Source organism: Spirosoma arboris (assembly GCF_009754945.1).
In the GTDB taxonomy this organism is placed as follows: Bacteria; Bacteroidota; Bacteroidia; order Cytophagales; family Spirosomataceae; genus Spirosoma; species Spirosoma arboris.
This window is the reverse complement of sequence record NZ_WPIN01000001.1, coordinates 391,671-405,150: the sequence shown is the minus strand read 5'-3', so window position 1 is coordinate 405,150 and position 13,480 is coordinate 391,671. Positions and strand designations below refer to the sequence as shown.

Below are 13,480 nucleotides of genomic sequence, written 5' to 3'. Positions count from 1 at the left end.
TCGCAATTCGCGAATCGCGAATTATTTAGATAGAGCTTACACCCAAATCAGAACTGGAAATAAATGAACTGGTTCGAGGAGAAAACGCCGAAGAGATAGGTCATAAAGGTAATCAGCGCGAATAATACGGCAAATCGGAATGTGCTGCGGGTTGGAATAGTCAGATAAAAATATTCTTTCACCATCAGGAAAGCGATTAAAAAGATGCTGAACCACATTTCAACCGAATTCATCGGACTATCGATGTGGTCATTGATCGATAAGGTCGCAATCTGTTTCAGAATAAGGAAGGCATCGGCGAGGTTACGGGCACGAAAAAACACCCATGTCAGCATAATCAGGACGAAGGTGATCAAGGTATTCACAACCACACGCACGGGTGATTTTCGGCTTTGGGTATCATGAACAGGCGAGGTAACCAGACTGGGGGGTGTACTCGAAAAACCCATTTTGGATAGTAGTTTGTCGCGCAGAACAGCCAGAATCTGGTAGACACCATTCAGTCCACCCCAAATCACGTATGTCCAGTTTGGGCCGTGCCAGAGGCCGCTAGCCAGAAACACAATCAGCATGTTGAGGTACTGTCGGAATTCGCCCTTACGGTTCCCCCCCAATGGGATATAGAGGTAATCTCGAAACCAGGTCGAAAGTGAAATATGCCAGCGTCGCCAGAATTCCGAAATAGATTGGGCAATATAAGGCGTTCGGAAATTTTCCATGAGATCGAAACCCATGACCCGTGCAGCGCCGATAGCCACATCGGAATAGCCAGAAAAGTCGCAGTAAATCTGGAATGTATAGAAAAATGTGGCTGCCAGTAGAGTCAACCCATTTTGTTCTGATGGATTACCGTAGCTGTAGTCAACAAGCATAGCCAGACGGTCGGCAATAACAAGCTTTTTAAATAGCCCGAATGCCATCTGCATAAGGCCAGCCTTTACGTTTTCAATATCGTACTTGAAGTACTCGTGAAACTGCCACAAAACGTTTTGCGGGCGCTCAATGGGACCAGCCACCAACTGCGGGTAGAACATCACGTAGAGCGCATAAATACCAAAATGCTTTTCGGCTTTATAATTCCCCCGATACACCTCAATGGTGTAACTCATGGCCTGAAATGTATGAAACGAGAGGCCAATGGGCAGAATGCTCATATTGTCTTTATACGACGATATGCCACTCTGACCAAATACATGTAATACCTTCACAAATACTCGATTCACCAGATTTGTGACAGATTCGGCCATATGCGGCATCTGAAAAGCATCGAATAGAGCGGCAATATTTTCGGTAAAAAAGCCGAGATATTTAAAAAATGCCAGAATACCGAGATTTGAAATCAGGGATAGAATCAATAGCCATCGTCGTGATTTCCCGCTTGATTTCTCAATCCAGATACCCGCAATGTAATCAATGACAATGGTTAGGAACAGAATCAGGATATACGTGGGCTGGAAAACCATGTAGAAGTAGCAACTGGCTACTAACAACAGTATCCATCGCCCTTGCCACTTCAAGCTGAAGTAGCTTAGGGTAACGACAATAAAAAACAGTAAAAATTGTAGTGAATTAAATAACATTCTCCTGGGGTTTCTGGCCGTTTACACCGGATAAGGGCTGACGTTGCTGTTGCCGGATAACTTCCCGAACAACATAAAGCGGGCGACCTTTGGCCTGGAAAAATATGCGTAACACATATTCACCAATCAGTCCCAGTGCAATCAATTGTATACCACTGAACAGAATAATGAAGAACAACAGGGCCGTAAAGCCTTGTGGTACATCGTGATAAATAAATCGTTTGATGAGTGTCTGTATCAAATAAATTCCGGCTACACCTAACGTAAGCATACCCATTCGGGTAATAATTTTGACAGGGTATTCACTGAAGTTAAAGATTCCATTGTAAGCCAGCCGCTGGAGCATCTTGAAGGAATATTTCGACTCTCCGGCCTGACGGGCATCCCGCTCATATTCGAAGCCTATCTGCCGAAATCCAATCCAGCTCCGCATTCCCCGAATAAATCGACTTTCTTCAGGCATTTGATTCAATACATCGGCTACCCGACGGCTAATGAGTGAAAAATCACCACTATCCAGGGGCATATCAACGTAGGAAATCGAACGCATAAACCGGTAAAACAACGCATAGGCAGACCGTTTAAACCAGTTTTCCTTTCGCTTCTTCCGAACGGCATAGACGACATCGTAACCTTCCTGATATTTCTGATAAAAGTCTGTTAGCAGTTCAGGTGGGTCCTGTAAATCGCCATCGATAATAAATAGCGCTTCTGTAGCACAAGCCCTTGCGATACCCGCCGATAACGCAATCTGGTGCCCATAGTTACGAGACAGAAATACACATTGATACCGACCATCGGTCAGAGCCAGCTGCTGCATCTGTACAGCGGTATCATCACGACTCCCATCATCAATTAATACAACTTCAATAGTCAGGGGTGAATTCTCCATCACGGCATTCAGCCGCGCTATAAGACGTGGAAACGACTCGGTTTCGTTGTACAGTGGAGCAATAATTGAAATCTGAGGATTTGGCAAAACAATAGCTAGTGAGTCAGTGGCACAGTTGGCAAAAGTAAGCTTTTTTGACATTGAGGGGATAATCCTCACTAGTTTCTTAAGGAATGGTCATTCGCTGATTGCTAAAGTGACCGGATTTCTTGCCGCCTAAAGCGGCTAGTATATATATACTATAGTGGCCTGACACAATAGTCGGATCACTACTTCGGGACTATAGGTGTGGATTGGTTTCTAATAGCAGTTATCGAAGCCAATCTGTTGATTCATAGGTCGCTATTGGCTTCTCATTCTGTATATACAGCTTTAGAGGACTTGCCACTTCGCTGGTTTTTTAGTAAACTCAGCGTTTCTTCGATTGTCGTCTCGGGCAAAAAATTAATACGTTCGTCAATAATAAATTCCGGGCGGTTCTTTATCTCATCAAAAATCGAACTAATATATTCGCCCAGTACACCAATCGTTAGCATCTGAATTCCTCCAAAAAACATAATGACAATGAGCAAAGATGCCCATCCATGAACAAGTTGATTAGGTAGAAAAATAATATTATACACGACCCAAAGCAATAATACCATAGCTATTCCAACACTGATAACGCCCAGCGATGAAGCCATTCTGAGCGGCTTATGGCTGAAATAGAGTAGACTGGAGTGGGCGAACTTCAGCATTTTACCGAGCGTGTATTTGGTGCTTCCAGCAAAGCGTTCGGCCCGTTGATAATAGATGGGTTCTTGTTTGAAACCTACCCAACTTATCAGTCCCCGGATGTACTTATTGTGTTCGGATAATTGGTTGAACGCATTGATAATCTTCCGATCAATAAGTCTAAAATCACCCGTATCGGCCGGCAACGGCACTTCCGCTAAATAATTGATGATCCGGTAAAACGCTTTAGCGGTCAATTTTTTGAAAAAGGTTTCTCCTTCACGATTGCTGCGTACAGCGTAGACTACGTTACAAGCCTTATCCTTCCAAAGCTTCACCATGTCAGGAATCAGCTCAGGCGGGTCCTGCAAGTCAGCATCTATAATTATAGCCACCTCCCCTCTACAATTAGCGATACCCGCCGAAACAGCTGGCTGGTGTCCGAAATTTCGCGAAAACGAAAGAACAGAAACGTTGGAGTCATCGGCTGCCATCATTTTCAGGATGGGCAGCGTCGCATCGCGACTTCCATCATTAATGAATATTAATTCATATCGTGTAAAATGGGCCTGCATCACCTGCGTCAGCCGGGCATATGTCTCACTAAGAACCTGCTGTTCGTTGTAACAGGGAACAATAACGGAGACAAAAGAAGAGTACATCGGCATCTCGTTCATGGTGGTACAGTTTGCCTAAATAGCTTTAGAAGTGAGCAATTGCCTTAATTCGGCGTAAATTTTCCGGCCTACCGAACCGTAATATGCTGCTTAAGGTACTGGATAGCCGGACCAGATACGGGCGATAGTAGAATGCCTAACTGATAGGTGCCGGGATAGAGCGAGGTTTTTAATAACTGTGCTCTCAACACAGGCACTTTACGCCCCAGAAAAAATGACGTTGGATTGAAGAGTGTCGGAACGGGAAATAGGTAAGTTCGTTCAGGTGATTTGGCAATGAAGCAGGCGTTTGACAAGTGTTCAGGCACCTGCCATCCTTCCGTCTGAACCGAGAAATAATCAGGCTGCTCGTCAATAAGGAGATTAATTGAGGTAGTCGGTTGACCAACAGCCGGCTTCAGTAGATCCTGTTCATAAGGCGTATAAAAAGCACGGGGGTATTGGTAGAAGCCTATCGCAACGGCACTATCCATCCACCATTTTGCTGCGGGAGCGAACGGTGTTCCCAGGGTTGCCCCCAGGCCCACTCCATTGTGTTTTTGATTAAAGGAGAAAGCTTCAAACATTTGCTTCCGTTCGGCCACGCGGGTCCAACTCTGAAAATACATTGCACTCCAGACAATGAGCCCCAGACACAACCCTACCGTTATCCATTTTCGCTGGATGTCCCAACGGCTAAATTCACTCAATCCATTCAGATACAGCAGGATAGCTAATAGCGAAGAATACATTGTATAATTACTAATGAGCATTACCGAATACCCGAATCGGGGACGTAGAAAGGCGATAAGGACGGCATTTATCAATATAAATCCGTAAGCTCCAACCAGGAAATTACGTCGTACGGACCTTGCGTCTGGCTGAGTGCTCGCAGCGGGCCAAGGCAACAACATCCGTTTCAGCATCCACAGCAACACGCCGATTAAGCCAAAGCCAGCCAGTGTAGGAAGAATACTCCGTGGTAAGATGGGAGCAGAAGGGAAAAAGTCGAGCAGTGCGCCTGAAAACGTAAAAAATCCCAAAAACACCAGATGCGGGTGCTGTAGAAAAAACGATATACTGGTATCGTTGCCTTGTGAATTAGCGAAACCACGTACATACAAAACTATAATAACGACACCGATGCCTATCCAAACGATAGCTTCTTTAAACCGACGTTGCACCAGTAGCGTGCCGGCCCCACTTACCCAGCCAAACAGACCACTACTCATGGAAAAGGATGCCAGAATTTGTAAACCTAACGCTCCACTTAGCCGTCCCGTGCCAGGCTTGGCTAGCAAATAGGCTACTGCAAACAGTAAAGCAACAGTCGTTTGATGCTGAAAACTAGTTACTGCCGACAGCGTAATTAGGTAATACTGTGGATGTAGTAACAGGAGTACTACGGGCAAAAAAGCCACTAACGGTACTCGAATCGTTCTGAAGACACGGTATAAAATAAAGATTATCCCTACAAGCCATATGGATGCTATTAAAATCAACCAACGAAAATTGACGCTTCCCGTAAGAGCCTGCATACCAGCGGCTACTAATTTGGCAAATAGAATACGATGTTCATTATTAGGTTTAAGCAGCCATTCTAGCTTGGTCAATATAGATTCTGCGCGAAGAAACTTGACTTGAAAATAAATGAACGATTCCATATCGTCCATCCAGGGAATATCAGCCGCATACGCAAAAAGAAAGGCCCAAAAACAACTAATTGGCAGGAGAATTAAAATGGGCGCAATGCGCTGAAGCGACCTGGATTTGTACGTCATAACTACGGAAAGGATAGTAGCCAGACTTATTGAATGGCCATTTTCCAAAATAGGCTATCATCTCTCCGCTAATAATACATGTACAAATGGTAATTTGAATTAAAAATTGGAGCGATTCGTGTACAAATTTATAAAAAATTTACCCTTAATAGTTTACTAGTACATATACTTTATAAATCCATTTAATTTCCATTATAGCCTTAATCCGTATAAAAAAGGGCTAAAAATAAATCCAGATGTACCCGAGATTTTCATAAAGGAATATAATTCCAAGATTAGAGATGGGTGTCTCCATAGCATAGATGCTTGTTCATCTAGCGCTTGCTATCTTCAATTGCCGTAGGAACAGTTACGGTCTGGCGACTAAATCGAATAGGATTTTTGCCATCTAAAGGAGATAGAATACCTATACGGTAGTGGCCGGGCGCAACCGTTGGGTTAATAATTTCAGCCTGAATCGTCCTGATCGGGCGGTTCAGGTAATAATTAATAAACGTATAGGGCAGTTCGGAAGGAAAGAGATATGTTCGCTGGGCCGATTGAATCACAATAGCAGCTTTGTCAATCGGTTGGGGCAAGGCATTATAATTGGTTTCGGCTATATAGCTGTAGCCTCCACCCAATACGTTTATATGTAAACTGGTATCGGGCTTCATTTGCTGCGACAATACCAACTGAGATTCGTAAGGCGTATAATAAGCTTCAGGATACGCATAAATGCCTCGACGAATCGTCTCATTCATTGTCCGTTCGGCTAAAGCCAAAAAGGAACTTCCCCAACTTGGCCCAAGTCCAGTTTTATTATGTTTCTGGTTAAAGGCATACGTTAACATTTGGTGCTTCCGATAGGCAATTTTTGGAAGTTGGACAACATACCAATTGCTCCAGATCACCAGGCTAATCAATAGACCGAATCCCACCCACCGATTAAGCGTTAGTTCTGTTTGGCGTTCGCTCAGTATATTCAGATAAATCAGGATCACCAGTACTGCCGGATAAATCATATAGTTACTGATCAGCATAACCTCATAGCCAAAACGAGGCCGCAGAAAGGCGACAATTACCGCGTTGACCATTAGAAAGGCATAGCAACCCGTAAAAAAATAGCGCCGTTTCCAGAGTGCCCTGGTTGCCCGGTTTGACGATTCATAGGCGCCAATTCGCCGACCTAGCCTTGGTTCATTCATACGCCAGAGCAATCCTAGCATAGTCAGAATAATAACAAAACCGGCCAGTGTTGGTAATACACTTCGCCAAAGAATATCGGCCCTGGAAAAGAAATCGAACAGGCCGCCTGTGAATGTAAAGAAGCCCAGGAATACCAGATAAGGGTATTTCAGAAAAAAAGATACGCTACTTTCATTACCCTGGCCATCGGGGAAATCATGAAAATAAAATACAATGGTTCCTACGCCCAGCAGGAGCCAGATACCCAATCGAATCCACTGGCGTTGCAAGGCAAGCACTACTGCTCCCGCTACCCATCCAAACAGACCATTACTCATCGACAGCGATGTTAATACCTGCACGCCCAGTGCGGCCCCAAATCGATTTTGCTCATCACTAGCGAGTAAGTAAATCGTTACAAAGGACATCATAATGACCACCTGATGTTGCATGGCAGTAATGGCCCACATACTAGTGAGGTAGTATTGCGGCTGAAGCAGCAGAAAGACCACCGGAACAAATGCCAGTAACGGCAATTTCATCGACCGAAAAATGCGATAAAATAAAACCAGCAGGCCCAGCAAAAAGGCAAAAGCCGCAAAAATCAGCCAGCGATAGCTCACTATACCCGTCAGCTTATACATCGCCAGCGTGATTAATTTGCCCATCAAAATACGATGCTCATTGTTTGGACGGATCAGCCAATCAAGCTTTTCGCCAAGGGTAGGCGCATCGATATAGCCAATGATAAAGCTCAGAAACGCATCTATATCGTCGATCCAGGGCACATCGACTACATAGATCAGCAAAAGGACACAAAAGCAAAGGATGGGTATTGCTATCAGCACAGAAGCAAGCGTACGCAACCGGCTGGACATGAATCGTTGAGGATTGGCTATAGAAACTAACTTCATAAGATTACGGCACCGACTACTTGGGAGTCTCTGCCAGTATAATCGCCTTTTTATGAAAATAATCGGCCCAGCAACGATTCCAAAGGTATTTTGGGTCGCTGTGGATATCTTCCAAAAATAAGGAAACTGGGTAGTTGCTCAATGGTGCTATCGAACTAATTTGATTACCCGGTCTGGCGAGTTGGGCATATCGTTGTTCCATTTCATGATCATACTGGGCCGCCCGGCCACTCAACCAGTCGCCATATACAACCGGAATTACCGGCCCAACTACAGCCGAAGCAAGTGCCCAGACCAGTAAAACATACGCCAGCAATCGGGTATTTATTTGCCACTGATCAAGCTGCAATCGAGGACGCAAAAACGCTACCCAAAGGGTTAGATTATACATCCAGCTAAGCCAAAAGGTCAGATTTACGACGTTAATCAAGCGCGGAATTGGTGGAATACCAACGCCATAAAAGTGCAGGGAAATCAGCGCTAATACGGTGGCAAATCCATGCAGCATGCCAAGTAAGGGATGTACCCGCAAATAGGCAGGTAGCTTGTTAAGCTGGCTGCCAGAATATGAATTAATAAGTTGCCAGGCAAAGGGCAGGTACAATAATGACAGGGGCAACCAGGGCGTTCGAACAATTTGCTGGAGAGCATAAGGACCAGCATAGCGCAGTGAAGAAACCAGCGTTAGTGGAATATTACTGCTATTAGGATTGCCTCCCAGCCGAATGGCGTTACCTGGGGCCTTCATCAGGAAATAACACGATAAGCCTGCAACAGCCAGCAAGATCAACGTTGGTACAGCTATCTGCCGACGCAGGAGTAGATCGACAAATGCAATCAGGCCCAGTACCGACAACATCAGTACCATTGTCATTTCGCTCGATCCGATAATAGCTGCCACAAGCAAACTTTCGGCGACTAGGTAACCTGGTTGCAAGCCAAATCCTTGTCGTTGATGAGCCAGCATTGTAGCTAATAACAACAAAAATAACGCACTTGAGAGGCCATAACTGGCCAGACCCGTATACCAGTACAAATATTCGGGAATGCTGGCCAGTGTTGCCATGAAGCCAATAAACAGACCTGCTGCCAGAGCCGATTTTACACCGACTCCAGCTATCCGATAAAGCCATTGGCTAGACAATGCATAAAAGCTAGCTAACAGGATGGCCAGAAAAATAACGGGATATACTTTATACCCTCCATACCAGCCAATCACTAATGGATTTGTATGAACAATAAAATTGTGAAAGAATCGCCCTGTCCAGCCATCATAATACAACTGCTGTGCCTCCCAGAAGCCATATTTCATCGCCGTATTGGCAAAACAATAATCGTCGGTTGGAGATGGGTGATTAAACGTCGCCAGGGCAATTAAGGGTACGACTAATACACCGACAAAAGCAAGTAAAGCACCGGTAATGACACGCACTAAAGGCATGGATTCACGCATAATGACGAATTAAGTTGAGGTGGGTAAGGTGGCCTGCGTTTTAGTAAATCGGCTATTCAGAAAGGGGTAGGCCAGCACAGCCGCCAGAATGACAAGGGTACCTCCATAAAAGCCCAGGGTCATTCGTTCCGTATCGCCAAAAATCAATACGGCCAGTAAGATTCCATAAACCGGCTCCAGATTTACAGTTAATACGGCCATATACGGCGAGAACTTCCGCAATAACCCTACCCCTACCGTATAGGCATAAACCGTACAAACCAGCGATAACACTAGTAACCAGAGCCATTGCATGAGTGAATCAGGCACATACTGAATAACGTGATTTGCGTCGAATGGATCACCAGCCCGAACAAGAAGCCACAGAACAAAAGCACCTGCCGATGCCCCAATCATTTCGTAAAAAGAGATGACCAAGGCATTGTATCGCTGCGTAAATCGGCTGTTAATAATTGTAAACAACGACGACAACATAGCCGAAAATATAGCTACTGCTAAACCAACGACCTTATCGAATTCAAACCGAAAAATCAGGTAAAGACCAGCCATTACAACGGCCCCTAATATCACCTCAATAGTACGCACTCGTCGGCGCAGTACGAGCGGCTCCAGAACACTGGCCCAGAGCGAACTAGTCGCCATGCCCGCCAAACAGACCGAGACATTGGCCAATCGGGCAGCTAGAAAAAACATAACCCAGTGCAGCCCAATCAAACCGCCCGTTGCCAGTAGTCGCCAACGATCGGCCGGGGAAACCAGAAGACTCTGCCGACGCCCCAACAAGACAACACCCATACCTACCACAGCAAGCAGCGTCCGAAATAAAACAACCCCTGAAGCATCGAGCGGGGCTAATAACTTACCCAGAATGGCCGTAAAGCCCCATATCAGAACAATGAAATGGAGTTGGAGATAATCAGTAAAGGAAGGCTTATAAATCATAATGATGAATGATGAATGATGAATGATGAATGCCGTTGGATAGCTCATTCATCATTCATCATTCATCATTTATAATTCATTCATCATCGGGGTATTGTGTTATATAACAATACTCCTATGAGCGCAAAAATAGCATTTGGCAGCCAGACTGCCGCTATTGGGTTGAGGTTCCCAGACTCGGCAATGCCTTTCGCCAGCATAAAAAACAGCAGGTAAGTAAAGGCCAGAATGAACCCTAGCGCCACTTGCCAGCCCACGCCCCGGCGACTCTTACGGGCCGACATAATTACGCCAATAACCGTCAGAATGATAATAGCAAACGGGCGTGTATCGCGACTGTACTTCTCAATCTGGTATATTTCAATGCCATCGGAGCCGCGACTTTGCAATAATTCAATTCGCTTGTTGAGTTCAGGTCGGGTGAGGGTTTCGTACAGGTTAAAGTTTGAACTGAAATCGTCGGGTTTCAAATTCAGCGTAGTGTCAATGCGAGCACCAGGAGTTAATGTTTCGTGCAGGCCGTTTATTGCACGAATTTTATAATCGACAACAGACCATTTTTTCTTTTTGTCATCCCACTCAATGCGGTCGGCAGTGAGTTTCTGTTTAAGCTGGTTTCCATCTACCTGCTCCAATGTGAACTTGTAACCTGTATTAGTCAGGTTATTATAACTCTCCAGATAGGCATAGGTATTAGGCGCAATTTTCAAGTGCACGTTGCGACCAGAGTACGTAAAGGAATCATTTATGTACTTTATCTCGAACGCAATCCTGGTTTTGTTGGCTTTTGGAATCACGTAGTTAACCATAAAATACGTGGCTACAGCCAGTACTGATGCACCAAGCACATAAGGAAATAGTAGGCGCATGAAACTAACCCCAGTACTCAGAATAGCAATAATTTCGGTCCGGGCAGCCAGCCGGGATGTAAGGAATACCGTAGCAATAAAGACCATCAGGGGACTGATGTAATTGGCCCAGTACGGAACAAAATTGAGGTAATAATCGAATAGAATTTCGTTGCCGGGTGCATGGGTCTTATGAAAGTTATCCACCTTTTCGGTGTAGTCGATCATAACAACCACTAGCACAATGACCATCACCACGAAGATGTAGGTCTGAAGAAAACGTTTGAGTATATAAGCGTCTAAGAGTTTCATATAGAAAGAGTGGTAAGTAATAAGTTGCCACTTATTTACCACCTATTGAGTTCACTAATAAATTTTTAGCGACTTCGTAGCTAACAAATACGGTACGGCCCGTAGCAGTCTGGACCAGTACCGATTTATCGAAGGCGTTCACTTCATTAACCGTTACAGTGCAGCCAAGCGTCAAATTTGAGTGATCGAGGTGTTTCAGAAATTCAGGAGAGTGCTCAAGTACAGCCATCAGACAAACGTCTTCTCCCATGGCCACCTCCGATAGTTTTCGATAACCCATTTCGGGCATTTGACCGGCAGGTGTAGGAATTGGATCACCGTGTGGATCAAACTGGGGGCAGCCTAAATACGTATCTAAACGTGCCACTAAATCTTCTGACCGAATGTGTTCTAATTCTTCCGCAATTTCATGGACTTCATCCCAGCCAAAGCCGAGCTTCTGGACCAGAAAAACTTCCCAAAGCCGATGCCGTCTGATCACTTGAAGTGCTAGTCGTTCGCCCTCTTCCGTTAATCGAACACCCTGGTATTTTTTATAATGAATCAGCTGTTTATCAGCCAGTTTACGAAGCATATCTGTCACCGAAGCCGCCTTCGTTGATGTCATCTCCGCCAATGCATTCGTACTGACTTCCCCTTGCTTACGATTGGCAAGTGAATAGATCATCTTCAGGTAATTTTCTTCGGTGAACGATTGCATAGACTACGACTACTTATTCAGAACGGCAAACGAAATCAAAACAGTTTACCCACAAAGGTAGTTTTTATGTTAAACTTTCTAAAAATTTAGACTAGTCTAAATTTTTATTTCAATAATACTTATCTTTGTTGCGTTATGGGTCTACTCAACGGTCCAAACAACCATAACCTTGCTTACTAGATGGAGGCAACCAATACACAAACGAAAAACTGGCGGCAGGAGTCTAACGAAAACTCATTAGCCGATGTACATAGCTCTGTTCATGTACCAATAGGTGCAGGTTTTTTCAAAACATTACGTGCCTACGCAGGCCCCGGTCTGATGGTGGCGGTAGGGTACATGGACCCTGGCAACTGGGCAACGGATATTGCCGGGGGAGCTCGTTATGGCTATCGGCTGTTATCAGTCGTGCTGATTTCCAATCTGTTTGCCATCCTGCTCCAGCACCTTGCTCTGAAATTAGGCATTGCTACAGGTCGGGATCTCGCCCAGGCTTGCCGCGATCATTTCAGTCGTCCGGTAGGTGTTGGCTTATGGTTACTGGCCGAAATTGCCATTGCAGCCTGTGATCTGGCCGAAGTCATTGGGTCGGCTATTGCTCTCAATTTACTGTTTGGACTTCCACTCACCATTGGCGTTCTCATTACGTCTATGGATGTGTTATTGCTGCTGTATTTGCAGAATAAGGGATTTCAACTGCTCGAACGAATCGTTGCCAGCCTGATCTTTTTGATCGTTGGTTGTTTCGGATATGAATTGCTGGTTTCGCAGCCCAACATTGGCGATGTCGTTTCAGGGCTGGTGCCGCGTACGGATGTTATAACCAATCCGGGAATGCTCTACATTGCCATTGGGATTCTGGGGGCTACGGTTATGCCACACAATCTTTACCTGCATTCAAGCATTGTGCAAACCCGCGATTTCGGCCGCACGGATGTAGGCCGAAAGTCGGCGATTAAATTCGCCACAATCGACTCGACAGTCTCGTTGTTTCTGGCTTTTTTCATTAATGCCGCCATCCTGATTTTATCGGCAGCCGCGTTTCACTTCTCGGGTAACCAACAAGTTGCCGACATCACCGACGCGCATCGACTCCTCGACCCAATTCTTGGGGTTAAGCTGGCTGGTATATTGTTTGCCGTTGCTCTACTAGCTTCGGGCCAAAACTCGACATTGACAGGTACACTGGCGGGTCAGATTGTGATGGAGGGATTCCTCAATTTACGAATAAAGCCCTGGTTACGTCGGTTAGTTACGCGTTTAGTAGCCATTGTTCCGGCGCTGGTGGTCACGGTTCTTTACGGTGAACATGGCACCAGTGAATTGCTTGTATTCAGTCAGGTTATCCTTTCCCTTCAACTTAGCTTTGCCGTGGTGCCTTTAGTGCAATTTACCAATGACAAAGAGAAGATGGGCCGTTTCGTTAATCCGGTTTGGCTAAAAACGCTATCCTGGGCGGTAGCTGCCCTGATCATGGGCCTGAATGGGTATTTGCTTTGGGATACAATTGCCTAATAGGCG

The 13,480-nt window shown here is 45.2% G+C and carries 10 protein-coding genes; 1 reads left to right on the top strand and 9 read right to left on the bottom strand.

Features of this window, described 5'->3' with window-relative positions; translation table 11 throughout:
• Positions 1–47 precede the first annotated feature (47 nt).
• The 9 genes from GO755_RS01660 to GO755_RS01620 all read right to left on the bottom strand — a co-directional run bounded on the left by GO755_RS01660 (position 48) and on the right by GO755_RS01620 (position 11,959).
• A complete protein-coding gene (locus GO755_RS01660; protein WP_157582826.1) occupies positions 48–1,580 on the bottom strand; it encodes an MBOAT family O-acyltransferase in 1,533 nt (510 codons plus the stop codon).
• Positions 1,570–2,613 carry a glycosyltransferase family 2 protein gene (locus GO755_RS01655; RefSeq protein ID WP_157582825.1) on the bottom strand — a complete coding sequence of 348 codons (1,044 nt, stop codon included), beginning with the start codon at positions 2,611–2,613 and terminating at the stop codon, positions 1,570–1,572. The genes GO755_RS01660 and GO755_RS01655 overlap by 11 nt, the downstream gene beginning before the upstream one ends.
• A gap of 212 nt (positions 2,614–2,825) precedes the next feature.
• The gene (locus tag GO755_RS01650) at positions 2,826–3,863 is read right to left on the bottom strand and encodes a glycosyltransferase family 2 protein (protein ID WP_198174726.1); all 1,038 of its coding nucleotides are present in this window, start codon (positions 3,861–3,863) and stop codon (positions 2,826–2,828) included.
• Positions 3,864–3,931: 68 nt separating this feature from the next.
• Positions 3,932–5,623 carry a hypothetical protein gene (locus GO755_RS01645; protein WP_157582824.1) on the bottom strand — a complete coding sequence of 564 codons (1,692 nt, stop codon included), beginning with the start codon at positions 5,621–5,623 and terminating at the stop codon, positions 3,932–3,934.
• 314 nt (positions 5,624–5,937) lie between these two features.
• Positions 5,938–7,704: a hypothetical protein gene (locus tag GO755_RS01640; RefSeq protein WP_157582823.1), complete on the bottom strand. Its 1,767-nt coding sequence runs from the start codon at positions 7,702–7,704 to the stop codon at positions 5,938–5,940.
• A 16-nt stretch (positions 7,705–7,720) separates the two neighbouring features.
• On the bottom strand, positions 7,721–9,157 hold the full coding sequence (locus GO755_RS01635) for a DUF6056 family protein (RefSeq protein ID WP_227686828.1): 1,437 nt from the start codon (positions 9,155–9,157) through the stop codon (positions 7,721–7,723).
• 9 nt (positions 9,158–9,166) lie between these two features.
• A complete protein-coding gene (locus tag GO755_RS01630; RefSeq protein ID WP_157582822.1) occupies positions 9,167–10,099 on the bottom strand; it encodes a DMT family transporter in 933 nt (310 codons plus the stop codon).
• A gap of 83 nt (positions 10,100–10,182) precedes the next feature.
• Positions 10,183–11,259, bottom strand: a complete 1,077-nt coding sequence (locus tag GO755_RS01625) for an LptF/LptG family permease (RefSeq protein WP_157582821.1) — start codon at positions 11,257–11,259, stop codon at positions 10,183–10,185.
• A gap of 31 nt (positions 11,260–11,290) precedes the next feature.
• Positions 11,291–11,959, bottom strand: a complete 669-nt coding sequence (locus GO755_RS01620) for a metal-dependent transcriptional regulator (RefSeq protein ID WP_157582820.1) — start codon at positions 11,957–11,959, stop codon at positions 11,291–11,293.
• Positions 11,960–12,139: 180 nt separating this feature from the next.
• Here GO755_RS01620 and GO755_RS01615 point away from each other — a divergent pair, with 180 nt between their 5' ends.
• Entirely contained in the window at positions 12,140–13,474 is a 1,335-nt protein-coding gene (locus GO755_RS01615) for an Nramp family divalent metal transporter (protein WP_157582819.1), read from the top strand.
• Positions 13,475–13,480 lie beyond the last annotated feature (6 nt).